This window comes from Hymenobacter busanensis, assembly GCF_008727865.1.
Taxonomy (GTDB): Bacteria; Bacteroidota; Bacteroidia; order Cytophagales; family Hymenobacteraceae; genus Solirubrum; species Solirubrum busanense.
In genome coordinates this window covers 772327-787603 of sequence record NZ_VTWU01000001.1, presented here as the reverse complement: position 1 = coordinate 787603, position 15277 = coordinate 772327, and the positions used below count along the sequence as shown (strand labels likewise).

17 protein-coding genes are annotated in these 15277 nt (G+C 61.0%); 10 read left to right on the top strand and 7 right to left on the bottom strand.

The genetic code is table 11. The features are described 5' to 3' along the window. Window positions 1-53: 53 nt before the first annotated feature. The 5 genes from aroQ to F0P96_RS03260 all read left to right on the top strand — a co-directional run bounded on the left by aroQ (window position 54) and on the right by F0P96_RS03260 (window position 3693). Window positions 54-500, top strand: coding sequence for a type II 3-dehydroquinate dehydratase (gene aroQ / locus F0P96_RS03280; protein WP_151077299.1), 447 nt, complete (start codon window positions 54-56; stop codon window positions 498-500). A gap of 168 nt (window positions 501-668) precedes the next feature. Further along, entirely contained in the window at window positions 669-1724 is a 1056-nt protein-coding gene (locus tag F0P96_RS03275) for an aminotransferase class V-fold PLP-dependent enzyme (RefSeq protein ID WP_151077298.1), read from the top strand. Between the two features lie 23 nt (window positions 1725-1747). Then, on the top strand, window positions 1748-2329 hold the full coding sequence (locus F0P96_RS03270; protein WP_151077297.1) for a MarC family protein: 582 nt from the start codon (window positions 1748-1750) through the stop codon (window positions 2327-2329). Window positions 2330-2430: 101 nt separating this feature from the next. Further along, entirely contained in the window at window positions 2431-2904 is a 474-nt protein-coding gene (gene rnhA / locus F0P96_RS03265; RefSeq protein ID WP_151077296.1) for a ribonuclease HI, read from the top strand. Window positions 2905-2970: 66 nt separating this feature from the next. Then, window positions 2971-3693, top strand: coding sequence for a tRNA1(Val) (adenine(37)-N6)-methyltransferase (locus tag F0P96_RS03260; protein WP_235917365.1), 723 nt, complete (start codon window positions 2971-2973; stop codon window positions 3691-3693). A 21-nt stretch (window positions 3694-3714) separates the two neighbouring features. Here F0P96_RS03260 and F0P96_RS03255 read toward each other — a convergent pair whose 3' ends face one another. Genes F0P96_RS03255 through F0P96_RS03245 form a run of 3 tightly spaced genes read right to left on the bottom strand, consistent with a single transcriptional unit; the run spans window position 3715 to window position 6735 of the window. Then, a complete protein-coding gene (locus F0P96_RS03255; RefSeq protein ID WP_151077294.1) occupies window positions 3715-4410 on the bottom strand; it encodes an ATP-binding cassette domain-containing protein in 696 nt (231 codons plus the stop codon). Between the two features lie 4 nt (window positions 4411-4414). Beyond that, window positions 4415-5359 (bottom strand): hypothetical protein, encoded by a 945-nt coding sequence (locus F0P96_RS03250; RefSeq protein WP_151077293.1) that lies wholly within the window; start codon window positions 5357-5359, stop codon window positions 4415-4417. A 26-nt stretch (window positions 5360-5385) separates the two neighbouring features. Further along, the gene (locus tag F0P96_RS03245) at window positions 5386-6735 is read right to left on the bottom strand and encodes a saccharopine dehydrogenase C-terminal domain-containing protein (RefSeq protein WP_151077292.1); all 1350 of its coding nucleotides are present in this window, start codon (window positions 6733-6735) and stop codon (window positions 5386-5388) included. A gap of 180 nt (window positions 6736-6915) precedes the next feature. Here F0P96_RS03245 and F0P96_RS03240 point away from each other — a divergent pair, with 180 nt between their 5' ends. Both F0P96_RS03240 and F0P96_RS03235 read left to right on the top strand, forming a co-directional pair. Then, the gene (locus tag F0P96_RS03240; RefSeq protein WP_151077291.1) at window positions 6916-7404 is read left to right on the top strand and encodes a cytidine deaminase; all 489 of its coding nucleotides are present in this window, start codon (window positions 6916-6918) and stop codon (window positions 7402-7404) included. An 18-nt stretch (window positions 7405-7422) separates the two neighbouring features. Beyond that, window positions 7423-8091, top strand: coding sequence for an alpha/beta hydrolase (locus F0P96_RS03235; protein WP_151077290.1), 669 nt, complete (start codon window positions 7423-7425; stop codon window positions 8089-8091). A gap of 15 nt (window positions 8092-8106) precedes the next feature. Here the strand turns inward: F0P96_RS03235 and F0P96_RS03230 are convergent, their stop codons facing one another. The 4 genes from F0P96_RS03230 to F0P96_RS03215 form a co-directional block, all read right to left on the bottom strand. Then, window positions 8107-8862, bottom strand: a complete 756-nt coding sequence (locus F0P96_RS03230; protein WP_151077289.1) for an SDR family NAD(P)-dependent oxidoreductase — start codon at window positions 8860-8862, stop codon at window positions 8107-8109. Window positions 8863-8954: 92 nt separating this feature from the next. Beyond that, window positions 8955-9761: a type IX secretion/gliding motility protein PorT/SprT gene (gene porT / locus F0P96_RS03225; RefSeq protein ID WP_151077288.1), complete on the bottom strand. Its 807-nt coding sequence runs from the start codon at window positions 9759-9761 to the stop codon at window positions 8955-8957. After that, window positions 9710-10435, bottom strand: coding sequence for a bifunctional demethylmenaquinone methyltransferase/2-methoxy-6-polyprenyl-1,4-benzoquinol methylase UbiE (ubiE, locus tag F0P96_RS03220; RefSeq protein WP_151077287.1), 726 nt, complete (start codon window positions 10433-10435; stop codon window positions 9710-9712). Before ubiE ends, porT begins: the two co-directional genes overlap by 52 nt. 249 nt (window positions 10436-10684) lie before the next feature. After that, window positions 10685-12931, bottom strand: a complete 2247-nt coding sequence (locus tag F0P96_RS03215; RefSeq protein WP_235917364.1) for an OmpA family protein — start codon at window positions 12929-12931, stop codon at window positions 10685-10687. A 531-nt stretch (window positions 12932-13462) separates the two neighbouring features. On the opposite strand from F0P96_RS03215, the gene yihA reads away from it, so the two are divergent. The 3 genes from yihA to F0P96_RS03200 all read left to right on the top strand — a co-directional run bounded on the left by yihA (window position 13463) and on the right by F0P96_RS03200 (window position 15265). Continuing rightward, the gene (gene yihA, locus F0P96_RS03210) at window positions 13463-14080 is read left to right on the top strand and encodes a ribosome biogenesis GTP-binding protein YihA/YsxC (RefSeq protein WP_151077286.1); all 618 of its coding nucleotides are present in this window, start codon (window positions 13463-13465) and stop codon (window positions 14078-14080) included. A gap of 74 nt (window positions 14081-14154) precedes the next feature. Beyond that, a complete protein-coding gene (locus F0P96_RS03205; protein WP_151077285.1) occupies window positions 14155-14661 on the top strand; it encodes an energy transducer TonB in 507 nt (168 codons plus the stop codon). 31 nt (window positions 14662-14692) lie between these two features. After that, window positions 14693-15265: a DUF5606 family protein gene (locus F0P96_RS03200; RefSeq protein ID WP_151077284.1), complete on the top strand. Its 573-nt coding sequence runs from the start codon at window positions 14693-14695 to the stop codon at window positions 15263-15265. Window positions 15266-15277: the final 12 nt, after the last annotated feature.

Here is a 15277-nt window from a genome sequence, read left to right as displayed (position 1 = left end):
CACTTTGGCCACGGCGCGTCACATCTTTAGGTGATACCGCGCATCTTCGCCCCATGCAAATCCTGATTCTCAACGGTCCGAACCTGAACCTGCTCGGCCGCCGCGAACCCGCCCTCTACGGCACCCGCTCCTTCGAAGAGTTTCTGCCCGAGCTGCGCGAAACCTTCCCCGACCTCACGCTGGAATATTTCCAAAGCAACCACGAGGGCGAGCTGATCGACAAACTGCACGAGGTGGGCTACACCTACGCCGGTGTGGTGCTGAATGCGGGCGGCTACACCCACACCAGCGTGGCCCTGGCCGATGCCGTGGCCGCCATTGCCGCGCCGGTGGTGGAAGTGCACCTCTCCAACATTGCCGCCCGCGAAGACTTTCGCAAAGTCAGCCTCATCGGCCGCGCCTGCGTGGGTTCCATTGCCGGCTTCAAGCTCGAAAGCTACCGGCTGGCTCTGCAGTATTTCCAGTCGCTGAAACCGAAGCGCGTGGGGTTCAAGGTTTGAGGTTAGCTGCTGGCAAGTCGTCTGCGCCTGTCGTTGCTGCGCGTTGCCCGCAATGACAGGCGCAGTTGGTCGTTTGGTTTCCGGCACATCGGCAAGCATCGTAGCCCATCTGCCGTCTACCTTTGCCGCGGCTGGCCCGGCCGGCCCTTCCTCCAGACTTTTCTGCCCATGTATACCTTCATTCCCGGTCCTTCACAGGTTTATCCCTCCGTTCGCCAGTACTTGGCCGCTGCCTACGACGAAGGCTGGCTCTCGGCCCCGCACCGCGGCGACCGGTTTACGGCCTTGGTGCGCCAGACCGTGGGCGAGCTGAAAGCCCGCCTCAACATTCCGCAGGACTACTTCATCTTCTTTACCTCTTCGGCCACCGAGTGCTGGGAAGTGCTGGCGCAGAGCCTGACCAAGCAGCGCAGCTTCCACCTGCACAACGGCTCGTTCGGCGAAAAGTGGCTCGACTATGCCCAGGCCGTGCACCCCGCCAGCACCGGCCACCAGTTCGGCCTCGACGAGGTGCCCGACCCCGCGCTGATTCCCGACGACGCCGACGTGGTATGCATCACCCAGAACGAAACCAGCACCGCCACCCAGCTGCGCGACGGAGCCGTGCTCAACATCTACAACCGCTGCCAGCAAACCGGTGCCCTGCTGGCCGTCGACGTCACCTCGTCGCTCGGTGGCATTCAACTCAAGCACATCAAGGCCGATGTGTGGTTTGCCTCGGTGCAAAAGTGCTTTGGCATGCCGGCCGGGCTGGGGCTGCTCATCTGCTCGCCGCGGGCCATTGCGCGGGCCAAGGAAATCAACGACCGGGCGCACTACAACTCGCTGCTGGCCATGCACGAGAAGATGCTCAACCACCAAACCACGCACACACCCAACGTGCTGGCCATTTACCTGCTCTGCCGCGTGCTGCTCGACCGCGCCCCCATCAAGGCCATCGACCAGCACCTGCGCGAGCGGGCCGCCAAGCTGTACCAGTTTTTCGAGGAACACAGCCCGTTCACGCCCTTGGTGCAAAACCCCGAAACCCGTTCCACTACCGTTATCGGTTTGCAGGGCCAGCCCGCCCGCATCGAGGAGGTGAAACGGCGCGCGGCGGCCGTGGGCCTCACGCTGGGCGGCGGCTACGGCCCCTGGGCCAAAACCACCATCCGCATTGCCAACTTCCCCGCCCTGCCCGACGTAGCCTACGACCAGCTGATGCAGTTTTTCACGGCCGAATAGCGCCCCGTCCCCGCCTCTGCCCTATGCCCGACCTCGCAGCCACGTTTTCGCTGAAGCAAATTTCGTCGGTGACGCTCACGCTGTTTGCCATCATCGACATCCTGGGGTCCATCCCCATCATCATTCAGATTCGGCAGCGCGAGGGTACCATCAACGCCGAAGTGGCCACGGTGGTAGCGGGCGTGCTGATGGTGGCCTTCCTGTTTCTGGGGCAGAGCATTCTGGCCTTGTTTGGAGTCGACCTAGCCTCGTTTGCCCTGGCCGGCTCGCTCATCATTTTCTTCATTGCGCTGGAAATGGTGCTGGGCGTGGAGATTTTCCGCCACAACCCGCTGGCTTCGGGCTCCGGCGCCGTCGTGCCGCTGGCTTTTCCGCTCATCGTCGGCGCGGGCACCATGACGACGCTGATTTCGCTCAGGGCGGTGTTTTCGCTACCCAACGTGCTGGTGGGCATCGTGGTCAACCTCGTGTTCGTGTACCTGGTGCTGAAAAGCAGCGCCTGGATTGAGCGCAAACTCGGCAAAGCCGGCGAAGACATCCTGCGCCGTGTGTTCGGCGTGATTCTGCTCGCCATTGCCATCAAGCTCTTCAAGCAGAACTTTTAATTGAATGTGCGGAATGTGAAAATGTGGCTGGGTGTGAGAAATGCCTTTCTCCATCCGTGTATTTTCACTTCACGCACATTTTCACATTCGTCACATTCATTTTGATTTACCTCTTCACCGACGGCTCTTCGCGCGGCAACCCCGGGCCGGGCGGCTACGGCACCATTTTGCGCTACGGCCCCCACGAGAAAGAACTCACCCAGGGCTTCCGGCTGACCACCAACAACCGCATGGAGCTGCTGGCCGTCATCGTGGGCCTGGAGGCCGTCACACGGCCCGATATTCCCATCACGGTCGTCTCCGACTCGAAGTACGTAGTGGAATCGGTGGACAAAAAGTGGGTGTTTGGCTGGGAAAAAAAGGCCGACTTCGGCAAGAAAGCCAACGAAGATTTGTGGCGCCGCTTCCTGAAAGTGTACCGGCAGCGCATTGTGCAGTTTAAGTGGATCAAAGGCCACGCGGGCCACGCCGAAAACGAGCGGTGCGACCAGCTGGCCGTGCGCAGCGCCCTGCGCGGCCCCTTGCTCATCGACGAAGGGTACGAGCGGATTGAGGCGCAGCGGGCGTTACTGTAGCGCCGAATTCAGCACCTCATACAACCTCGTTCAATGTACCGGGCGCGTGCAACGCGCCCTTACGCCGTGGCCAACTCCTACTTCCAGTTCAAGCACTTCCGCATCGAGCAGGACCAGTGCGCCATGAAGGTGTGCACCGACGCCTGCGTGCTGGGCGCCGTGGCCGAGGTAGGCCGTGCCACACGCATCCTCGACGTGGGCACCGGCACCGGCTTGCTGGCCCTCATGGCCGCTCAGCGCAATACCACGGCCCGCATCGACGCCGTGGAGCTAGCCCCGGCCGCCGCCGCGCAGGCCGCCCGCAACGCCGCGGCCAGCCCCTGGGCCGCGCGGGTGCATGTGCACGCCCAAAGCCTAGCCGGCTTTGCGGCCACCCAGCCCGCACCCTTCGACCACATCCTCTGCAACCCGCCCTTTTTCCGCCAGTCGCTCCGCTCTCCCGACGCCCAGCGCACCACCGCCCGCCACACCGCCACCGACACGCTGACGTTTGCAGAACTGGCTCGTTTCGCCGCCGACTTTCTGGATGCCAACGGCCAGTTAACCGTGCTGCTGCCTCCGCCCGAAATGCAGCATTTCGAACGCGACGCCAGTCGGGCCGGCCTCTACCCTACCGTTCGGCGCGTGGTGCGCCACCGGCCCGGTAGCAAGGCGTTGCGCCACATCACCACTTTTAGCCGGCAGCCACAGCCGGTTCTCGAAACGGAGCTGGCATTGCACGCAGCCGCTTCCGATGCCTATTCGGCTGATTTCCAGCAGCTGATGAGCGCATTTTACCTGGCCCTGTAGCAAATGCCGTTGGTGGTGCCGCTAGGGCAGCAACGCCCGCAGTTGCATCAGTTTTTGCTGGTGCAGGGTATCGAGCAAATCGTCGGCGAGGGAGCCGAATTCGGTGGCTTGGTAATGGCGCTGCACCGTGCCGCCGCTGAGCACGGTTATCTCGTCGGCTATTTCGGTGAGGGCGCTCAGCAGGTGCGACGTGAGCAGAATACCGGTGCCCTGCACCCGCAGCCGCAGTAGAATTTCCTTGAGCAACAGATTGGCACTCAGGTCGAGGCCGTTGAACGGTTCGTCGAGGATGAGGTAGCGGAAGTTCTGCACCAGCAACGCCAGCAGGGCCAGCTTTTTCTTCATGCCGGCCGAGTACTCCTCGGCATACTGATCGAGCGGCAGTTCCAGCAGCTGGTTCCAGGCGTCGAGGTTGGCAGGTGGCTGGCGGCGGACCTGCAGGCAGAACTCCACGTACTCGCGGCCGGTGAGCTTGGGGTAAAACCACGGCTCGTAGGGCAAAAGACCGGTATTGGGACGCACGGGCAGGCCCGAGGTTTCGTGTACCTCGCCGCGGTAGTCGGTGGTCAGGCCGTAGAGGCAGTTGATGAGCGTGGTTTTGCCGGCGCCGTTGGCGCCCACCAGCCCGTGGATGCTACCGGGCCGCAGCACCAGGCTCACGTCGCGCAGCACTTCGTGGGTGCCGAATCCTTTGCGCAAATGGTTGATTTGAATCATGCAGCTAGTCGAAACGGAAGGTGGCAAGCTGCTGCCGGCTTTTCCAGACCAAGCCGACGAAGCAAGCCAGCAGCAGTGCCCCGTACACCGATTGGGTACCGGTGAGCAGTGCCAAGGCTACCACGCCGCCCTGGGTAAGGCGGCTGAACGTAGCCTGCGGGTAGAACGCGTATTTGGCCAGCACCAGCATCGTGAGTACCACGAGGCCCCAAGCCAGAAACAGCAGCGCCCCCGCCCAACCCGCCTGCCCGCCGGCCATCAGCCCCAGCAGCGGCGCTACCGTCAGCAGGTAGTAGCCGTGGGCCAGCAGCAGCCGGCGCCGCAACACCTGCGCGGCGCTACGCCCGCCCAGCAACAGCATGTGGGCCGGCTCGGGCGTGGCGTAGAGCATCCCCATCAGCAGCGTCCAGACCAGCACCGCCAGCGCGGGCACCATGCGCTGCTGGTGTTGCCAGGTCGAAACGCCCAGCAGCCCTGCCCACACGCCCCAGCCCGCCGTCTGCCGAAAGCCGCATACCCATTCAAATGCCTCGCTTCGGAACACGCTGCGCCCTCGCTGCCGCGCGGCGCGGCTGGTTGCGGCATTCGCCAAGGCTGCCAGGGGCGCAAGTACCACCGCCAGCATTGCTGAGTCCCAATGCCCAAAGGCCAGTAGCACCGCGGCTGCCGGCAAAGACAGCAGCGCGTATTCGCCCATCAGCCACCGCCGGAAATGCGGCGCGGCCACCGGCAGAAAAGCCAGGTCGGCCCGCCGGCGGTGCGCCGACCATACCAGGCCGAATACCAGCAGCGGCAAGGCCCAATGCGCGTCGGGCTGGTTTGCTAGCCGCACCAGCACATTGCCTACCGCAGCCAGCAGCATGGGCACCAGCAAGGCGAGGCGCAGCCAGCCCAGCTCGGCCAACTGCCGCCCCAGCACCGTGGCGCGCATTCGCAAGTAGGCTTTCATAGGACCTCGGGGCAGCTGGCGGCAAACTAGCCGAGCGTTTCCTCGCTTTCCACGAAGCTGATGCCGTAGTCGGCGGCCAGCTCTGCCAGAATGGGCTCGTACAAATCGGCGTGCGTGGGAATGACCACGCCGCGGTGCGCCACCTGCCCGCGCGCCAATCGCCGCACGGCCATGCCCAGTGGCAGGCCCACGGTTTTGGCCATGGCCGTGTGCACCGCATCGTCGCCGATGACGACCAACGACGACGTGCGCCGGTGCCGCACGCCGGCCAGCTCATAGTCGAACAGATGCTGCATTACAATCATGTCGTGGTCGTGGGGTTGCAGCTGCCATTTGGTGGTCAGCAGCTTTTCCAGCAGTTGCGCCGGCGTGGCATCGGGCAGGCCTACCGGCTCGAGACCAAACAAGCCCAGCCACGCCAGCCGCTGCATTTCGGAGCTGTCCGGTGCCAGGCCCAGATGCGCGGCCGTGCGTTCCGGCATGCTTTGGTTGGCCGCGGCGGGCGGCAGGAACGATTCCAGCACGTCGGTCCAGGGCTGCTCGGCTGCGTTGCCGAGGTGGTAGCTGTCGTCGGTGAGGCCCAGGCCAACCAGTGCGGCCCAGGCGCCGCAGTAGCCGGGCCGCCGCAGGGTGCCGCGCAGCATCGTGGGAATGGTTTCGAGGCCGTAAAGCGGGCGGTAGCTCAGCGAGTCGCGGTTGGCATAGCCTTCAAACGCGCCGTAGCCCGGCACCGTCAGCGTGTCGACGCGGCGAAACAGGTGCTGGTAGGGAATAAAGCGCGGGTGGCCGTGCTCGATGTACTTGGCCGTGCCCTGTCCCGCCAGCACCACGTTGCGCGGGTTCCAGGTGAACTTGTACCGCCACGGGTTGTCGCCTTCCGAATCGGGCGCCATCAGCCCGCCGCAGTACGATTTGAACGCCGTGAGCTGCCCGCCCGCGGCCCGGACTTCTTCAATCACCGGCAGCGCCGACATGTGGTCGAGGCCAGGGTCGAGGCCACATTCCATCAGGATGGTGAGGCCGGCGGCGCGGGCCGCGGCGTCGAAGGCGCGGATTTCGTCGGTGGCATAGGAGGCAGTGGCTAAGTGCTTGCCATGCGCCAGACAGGCTTTGGCTACCACCGGGTGAAACAGGGCTGGCAGCATCGAAATAACAATGTCGTGAGCCGCTACCAGCTCACTCAGGCGCTCCTGTTGGCTGATTTCGAAAGCTACGGCCTGGGCGCGTTCAGCGTGTGGAGCCAGCAGCACCGTCAGCGGCGCGGGGTTTACATCGGCAATGGTCAGGTTCCAGTCTTCGGCGGCGGCGTAGCCCAGCAGGTACTGAATCAGGGAAGAAGCGGAGCGGCCGGCACCGAGCAACAGAATTCGGGTCATGGGGAAAAGGTCGGGGCGAAGAGCCCAGGGCTGGAAGTTGGAACGTCAGGCCAATGCTACCAACCTAGGGCAGGCAGTGTAATTGCGCCCGAAATGTACTATTTTCGTCCCCCGTAGCCCAACGGGGGCTGCCTTTGCGGCGGCTTATGTTCTTCTTTCCCCGCTGAATTTGCGCCCTCGATGGCCCAAACCCTGAACCTGACCATCACTGCCGACGTGCTGACCGAGGCGGAACTATCCCCTGCCGAAGCCCGCTGCTGGCAGGCCGCCCAAGCCGCTACCGCGCTGTCGTACTCGCCCTACTCCCACTTTCAGGTGGGTGCCGCGCTGCTGCTCGACGACGACAGCATCGCCTCCAACGCCAACCAGGAAAACGCCGCGTACCCCTCGGGCCTTTGCGCCGAGCGCACCGTGCTCTTCGGCATGGCCAGCCAACCCGGCCGCACCATCCGGTGCATGGCCGTGGCCGCCCGGCCCCAGGGCGGCGAGTTTGTAGCCGTTACGTCGTGCGGCGCGTGCCGGCAGGTAATGGCCGAGTTCGAGCAGCGCCAGGCCGACCCCATTCCGCTGCTGCTGCCGGGCCCCGACGGTACTATCTGGCGCTTCCGTCGCCTCACCGACTTGCTGCCCTTCCAGTTCATGGCCGACGTGCTGCCGGCCCGCAGCTAGTTTAGCCGCCGCTGCCCGATGGACGCGCACGAACACCGCTTGGTGGTGCCCCGCACGGCCCGCTATTATCAGCTTGGCGACCTGGCCACGGCCCAACGGCTGTGGGTGGTGTGCCACGGCTACGGGCAGCTGGCCGCGTATTTCATTCGGCATTTCCGCACGGTAGTCGAGCACGCACCCGGCACCGTGGTGGTGGCCCCTGAGGGCCTCTCCAAGTTTTACCTGCAAGGCACCAGCGGCCGCGTGGGCGCGACTTGGATGACCCGCGAAGACCGCCTCACGGAAATTGAGGACTACGCCCGCTACCTTGATCAGCTGCTGGGCCAGCTGCAGGCCTGCTGCCCGCCTGGGGTTCCCGTCACCCTGCTGGGCTTCTCGCAGGGCGCTTCCACCCTCAGCCGTTGGCTGCTACGAAGCGCATTTCGACCAGCTCACCTCGTGCTGTGGGCCAGTTCGTTTCCCGAAGACGTCGACCCAGCCGCCGTCCAGAACTTGCTGACAACCCTGCCCAAAATCACCTATGTCTGCGGCGACACCGACGCGTACGTATCGGCTTCGCGCGTGGCAGAACAAGTGCAACTGCTACGCCAGCACGGAGCACACCCGCAGGTCATTGGTTTCGCGGGCGGGCACGAGTTAAACGCCTCTGTGCTTCGCCAGTTGAGTGCCCAAAACGCCCCCGTGTAAAGGCAAACAGCCCGCTTACGAAGCGGGCTGTTTGATGATGGTGGTAGCTGCGGCCTGTGCCCCGGCCAGAATCGTGACTTCGGAAATGGTTACGTGCGGCGGGCGCGTCACGATGAACTGAATGACCTCGGCCACATCCTCGGGCTTTAGCGGCTCGAACCCCTGGTACACGCTCTCGGCGCGGGCGGTGTCGCCTTTGAAGCGCACCTCCGAAAACTCGGTTTGTACCGCTCCGGGGTTCACCTCCGCCACCCGAATGCCGAGAGAAATCAAATCCAGCCGCATGCCTTTGCTGAGCGACGCCACGGCGGCTTTAGAGGCGCAGTACACGTTGCCATTGGCGTAGGCTTCGTGTCCGGCAATGGAGCCGATGTTGACGATGAAACCGTTGCGCTTGGCCTGCATGGCGGGCAGCACCGCGTGGGTCACGTTCAGTAACCCGCGCACGTTGCTGTCGAGCATGGCATCCCAGTCCACTGGGTCGCCGCTCTGAATGGGCGCCAAGCCGTGGGCGTTGCCGGCGTTGTTCACCAGCACGTTAACGGCCCGAAATTCCTCGGGCAAGCTGGCTACTGCGGCATCTACGGCGGCCCGGTCGCGCACATCGAAGGTGAGGATGTGCGCCGGCGTACCTGCCAACTGCCGGGCCAACTCTTCGAGCCGTTCGCGCCGGCGCCCGGTGATTACCAGCTTAAACCCCGCCTGGGCCAGCGCCACGGCCGTGGCGCGGCCAATACCCGACGAAGCGCCGGTGATGAATGCAATGCGCATGGTAATGAATGGTAAAATGGCTGGATGGGTAAACGACCATTCGTTTTTTCGTTGAAACTAGCAGCCATTTACTTGTCCAGCCAACTGCCTCCTTATTCGATGTTCAGATACAGCGTAACCGAGTTGCTGCGCACGCGCTGAAAACTGCGCGTGTATTGGTCGGTACCGGGCTGAATGAGGTTGGTCAGGCCGTGCGAAAACCGCAGCTCGGGCGCGAACTTGAAGAACGGATAAAACAAATCCAGCCCCACCCCATATTCGATGGCCATATCCGAACTACCCAATTCCAGCAGGCTGCGGGCCGGGTCGCGCTTGCGCTGGCCGATGTTGATGCTGGGCTTTACACCCCCAATCATGTACATCCGCGTGTTGCGCCGCCGTTCCGATTTGTACTTGAGCAGCAGCGGAAATACCACCTGCGTGGTACTCACTTCCTGATCCACAATCGGGTCGGTAGTAGTGCTGTTTCCTTTAAACTCTACCTTGTTTTCATAGAGCGGGTTCACGCCCGGCGCGAAGCGCAGGTTCAGGTAATCCGTCAACCGCACGTCGCCGATGAAGCCCACCCCGAAACCCGGCGAAACCACCGCGTTGGCCGTAATCGGCGCGCCGCTGTTGAGCCGGCTCACGTAGGTTTGCGAGTGTTCGAGGCGGTAGCGCGACCCGTAGAACGAGATGTAGATACCCGGGTGAAACCACCGGTCGTCGTAGCCCGGCAGGTTGTTTACCGTCACCGACTTCACCCGCCCGCCTTTGCCGCGGTTGGCTTTGGTTTGGCTGCCTTTTTGGGCCGAGGCCGCGCCAGGCAGCAGAAAGAGCAGCAGCAGCCCCAGGCCTGCGGCACGGGCTATTTGGTGGCGGTGTAGATGGAGCTGATGCCGAACGTGAGCGGTTGCCATTGAGGGGAAGTAAAACCAACCTGCTGAAGAACGGCCAGAAAAGCGGGGCCGTCCGGAAACGCCTGCACCGATTCGGGCAGGTACGTGTAGGCCGATTGGTCCTTGGAAATCAGTTTGCCAAACACCGGCAAAATGTGCCGGAAGTAAAAGTTATACGCCTGCTTGAAGGGAAACGTGCGCGGCTTCGAAAATTCGAGAATCACCAGCTTGCCACCCGGCCGCAGCACGCGGCGCATTTCGGCTAAGCCCTGTGGCAGGTTCTCGAAGTTACGTACCCCAAACGAGGCCGTAACCGCATCAAACGTATTGTCGTCAAACGGCAGGTTCTCCGAGTCGCCCAGTTGCAGCTCGATGCGGTGGCCCAAGCCCCGCTCGCGCACCTTGCGCCGCCCCACTTCCAGCATGCCTTCCGAAATGTCCACGCCGGTCACTTGCACCTCCGGCCCCACACGCAGGGTTTCGAAGGCGAAGTCGCCGGTGCCGGTGGCAATATCCAGAATGCGGGCCGGGCGCAGTTGCCGCAGTTCACCCACGGCCTTGCGGCGCCAGTAAATATCGGTTCCCGCGCTCAGGAAGTGGTTCAGGAAGTCGTACTTGCCCGCAATGCTGTTGAACATGTGGGCAACCTGGGACTTCTTGCCCGTGGGGTCGTCTTTGTAGGGAACTACGCTCATGAGTGGTCAAGCAAACGGCGAAAGAAGCCGCAAATTGCCCAAATAGAACGAGCCGCACGCCATATTGTTAGAAAATGCGTCGTTTCGGGCATCTCGAACAACATAGCCCTCGGCCAGACACGCCCCTAACTAGCTGGTTAATTGCAGCTGAACTTGTTTACAAGGCTGCAACGAGAACAGCTTACTTAAAACAAAAAAACGGGCCGGACACTGTCCGACCCGTTTTGCAAACCCAGGCGCTGATGGGCGCTAGTCGTTTTTGGTTTTCACCTTGGTTTTGTCGCCGGTAGCTTCTTTGGCTTTTGAGTCAAGCTCACCATTCTTGGTGGTGGTTTTGCTCTTTTCGCCGGTCGGAGCTTCGGTTTTCACCTTCACTTTGTCGCTGTCTTCGTCCACCTTGGTTTTCACCTTGGTGCCGTCAGCGGCTTTGATCTTGGTTTTGCCAGGGGCCAGCGGCGCGGCAGTGCGCGTGCTGGTACCGCTACCCGTTGCGCCGGTCGTAGTGCCGGTGCCGGTGGCCGGCGTAGTAGAAGCACCGCCGCCGGGAGCCGTCATAACGTCCTGCAAGGTCTGGCCTTCCTTTAGAATCGGCTGGAATTCCACGCGGCGGTTAAGCTGCATGTTCTCCGGCGAATCATTCGGGGCAGCCGGGCGACGCTCGCCATAGCTTACCGTTACCATACGGGTTTCGGTGATGCCGTTTTTCTTCAGGTAGTTGTAAGCCGAGTTGGCGCGGTTCTGACCAAGCACCATATTGTACTCGTCGGTGTTGCGCGAGTCACAGTGGCCTTCAATCGAGATGTTCAGGCCAGGGTTGGCTTTCAGCAGGCTGGCAATGTTGTTCAACTCACGTACCGACTCGGGACGCAGGTTGTATTTGTCGGTGTCGAAGTAAATCTTCTTGAAACCGGCACCAGCAATGCTCGTGGTGTCCACGTACGGCACGTAGAAGTTCTTGGTAATCGTGGCTGAATCCTCGGTCACGATGGGCACCGCAAACTCTTCGGTCGTGATGTTCTTGCCGTCTTTCGACAAGGCCACCTGGTAGGTACGGCCCGACAACACATTCACGGCGTAGTTGCCTGAGTCGGGCTTGGTTACGTCGCGGAAGCTGATGGCCGTTTTGTCGGCCGTCTGCCCGTTGAACACCAGTTCTACACCCGGAATGACCGTCGTGCTGTCGCGGGACGAGAAGACCTTGCCCTTCACCGTGACGTTCTTGATATAGTTGATGGTGTAGATGTCCTTTTCACCATAGCCACCAATGCGGTACGACGATAGGTAAGCGTACGAGCCATCGGGCGACAGACGGTAGTAGGTATCGTCGTCGGGCGTGTTCACGGGGTAGCCCATGTTTTCCACGGCACCCCACTTCTTGCCAATCGAGTCGTACACCGACTTGAAAATGTCGTAGCCGCCCATCGTGTTGTGGCCGCGCGACGAGAAGTACAGGGTCTTACCATCACGGCTCAGGTACGGGCTGTCGTCGTCGTACTTGGTGTTGATGGCGTTGCCGATGCTCTTGGCTGGGCCCCAGTCGCCGCCGGGCTGGCGGGTCGCGTAGTAAATGTCCAGACGACCGTCCTCCGAGTACTTCCCGGTCGAGAAGTAAATGGTCAGGCCGTCGGGCGTGATGTAGGCGTCCGACTCAAATTGCTTGGAGTTGATGTTGCCGTTCAGCTTCTTGGGCTCGGTCCAGTCGGCACCGCTCTTTTCCGAGTAGAAGATGTCGCCATTTTCGTCCTGGCGGTACATCAGCATCTTGGTGTCGTTGTCGAACACCTGAATGGAGGCATCGTGGCCTTTGCCGTTGAGCGCGCCCGAGAGCGAGCGGGGTTTCTCCCATTCGTCTTCGCTAATGCGCTTCGACTCGAAGATGTCTTCGTAGTACTCGCCGTCCGAAGCCACGTTGCCTTTGCCTTTCTTGGCGTCGTCGCCGCTGGCGTTGGCCCCGGTCACGTTCTCCGAACGCGAGGTAAACAACAGCAACTTGTCATCCGACGAAATAACGGGGCTGTGCTCCGAGTAAGCCGAGTTGATGGTGGGCCCCAGGTTCTTCACGAAGATGTCCTTGGGCGAGTTGAACTGCACTTTGGCGTTTTTGGCGTGCTGAATCAGCTGGGCCAAATCGGCGCGGCGCGTGTCTTTCTTCTTCAGCGTGGCATTGTACGCCTGGAAGTGCGTGATGGCCTCGTCGAAGTTGTAGTTCAGGTGGTCGACACGACCAAGCCAGTATTCCACATCTTTCGAAACCTTCGGCTTGAGCTTCTGGGCTTTGTAGATGTAGTCGCTGGCTTTTTCCTTATCAAACGACATGTAGGAAATACCTGCCCGAAACAGCGCCTGGGCGTTGTTGGGCTCTTTGGCCAGTACCTGCTCGTAGAATGGAATGGCCGCGCGGTAGTTCTCTTGTTCCCAGAATTTGTTGGCGGTCTTGAGCTGCTTTCGGGTGCTCTGCGCCATGGAAGGCTGAGCCACGGCAGCGGTCAGGGCCATTGCGCAAGAAGCCTGTAGTAACCTTCTGACGAAGTTGTCCATTTGAAGGGGAGTTTGAAATAAGGAGTTGCGAGAAGGAGTGTGGTGGCGTTTCGCTTGATGAAGACTCCTTGGGAAGAAGAGTCGGGGGTAGGCAAAAGCGTCCCTATATACTCAAAACCCGACTCAAGGTTAGTTGTCGGCGTTTGATTTCAGCAAAAAGAACTGCAGTCGGCTACTGCAGCAGTCAGGCTAAAACCGCGCGCAAACCCCCAAAAACGAAGATTGCGGCGGACAAAGATAGAAATTTTATAATACGACCTTCGCCCGGTGCAATCTATTTTTACAGTGCTTCGGCGCGAAAAGCAGAGAAATTGCCGGATGCAAAATACCTGCATGGGGATACGTTGAGCCGCACAAATATAGAAGCGGTATTATAACTGCAAGAAAACCGGCAAAAAAATAACACGAACTCCCTTGGCTTACGCACGTTCGTCATCGAGCTTGTGCCTACTTTTGCCGGTTGCAATTTCGCTTTTTCGCCCCTTTCATATGGTTATTCGCGACGCCCGTTTTATTTGCAGCAATACCCAAGTGGCTTTGTGCCCCGAGCCTGCTTTGCCGGAATACGCCTTCATTGGGCGTTCCAACGTGGGAAAATCCTCGCTGATAAATATGCTGACTGGTAGGTCGGGTTTAGCCAAAACCTCTTCCTTGCCGGGCAAAACCCAACTCATCAATCATTTTCTGATTAATGAGCAATGGTATTTGGTGGATTTACCCGGCTATGGGTATGCCCGCGTGAGCAAAGAATCGCGCGCGAATTGGGCGAAAATGATTCGGGCATATTTGGAAAAACGCACCAATTTGTCGTGCGTTTTTGTGCTCATCGATTCGCGCCTACCGCCGCAAGCGGTTGACCTTGAGTTCATCACGATGCTCGGCGAAATGAGCGTGCCCTTTGTACTGGTCTTCACCAAGGCCGACAAGCAGTCGGGCTCACGCACGGCCCAGAACGTGCGCACGTTCCTGGAAAAGATGCGAGAAACCTGGGACGAGCTGCCGCGGCATTTCGTTACCTCGGCCGTGGGCCGAGATGGGCGCGAGGAAGTCCTCGGCTTCATCGACGAAGTGAATCAGCAGCTACGGGAAGCGGAGGGGAATGCGTAGATTGGCCCTGTAATTGCCTGCTCTCGGCTTCCTCATTCCTTGATTTCTCCACCCCCCTCTTTTCTCTTTCACCCATGAAAAAAACCACCTTCACGCTGGCCCTGGCCCTGCTAGCCTTTGCTGCCGCGCCGGCCTTGGCGCAGCAGAAAGTGAAAGTGAAAACCAAGACCGAAACCGCGGGTGCCCCAGCGCCCGACGTAACGCCAGCCGACGCCCAAACGCCAGTTGCCGGCACTGGTGCTGGCCAAGCCGGTGCGGGCACTATCGGCAAAACCATTGCTGTAGCGCAGTACTACGAAGGCGGGCAGGAAGCCATGTACGCCTTCATCGAAAAAGAGCTGAAGTACCCGTTGATGGCCCGCCGCAACCGCATTCAAGGCACCTGTATCGTGAGCTTCACGCTGAACCCCGACGGCACGATGTCGGGCGTGAAGCTGGTGAAGAACATTGGCGGTGGCTGCGGCGAGGAAGCCCTACGCGTGGTGAAGCTGCTGCAATTCAAGAAACCCGATTACCCCATTCTGACCAGCTTGCCCGTTTCCTTTAAACTGGGAGCGGCCGGCGCCAACACTGCGCAGTAGTCCTGCCTTTCTTTCACAACTTTTTTCTCCTATGCCCTACGACCTGAGGGAAATTGCCGCCATCAGCGGCATGAGCGGCCTGTACCGCCTGGTGCGCCCCGCACACAACGGTGTGCTGGTGGAAACGCTCGACGAGCAAAGCCGCCGCTCGGTGGCTTCGGCCCGCAACAAGGTGTCGCTGCTGCACGAAATTTCCATCTACACGGAAGACCCCGACCACACCGTACCGCTGACGGAGGTGTTTGACCGCGTGTACCAGAAGTACGGCAAGCAATTGCCGGTGACCAGCAAATCGGACGACGCGGCGCTGAGCAAGTTTATGGGCGAGGTAGTGCCCGAATACGACCGGCAGCGCGTGTATATGTCGGACATTAAGAAGCTGGTGACTTGGTACGGAGCCGTGAGCAACCGCCTGGAATACCAATCGGCCGAAGCTGCTGCTGGCGACGAAGCCGCTGCGCACGCCGAAGAAACCGACGCTACCACCGACACGCTGAGCACGGCCGGTGCCGTACCGGCCCAAACGGCTGGCGCCGACAATGCTTCGGAAAACCCCGAAGCCGGCGACACCAAACCCAAGCGCAGCCGCAAGAAAAGCGAGTAGGCTTTAGCCGCT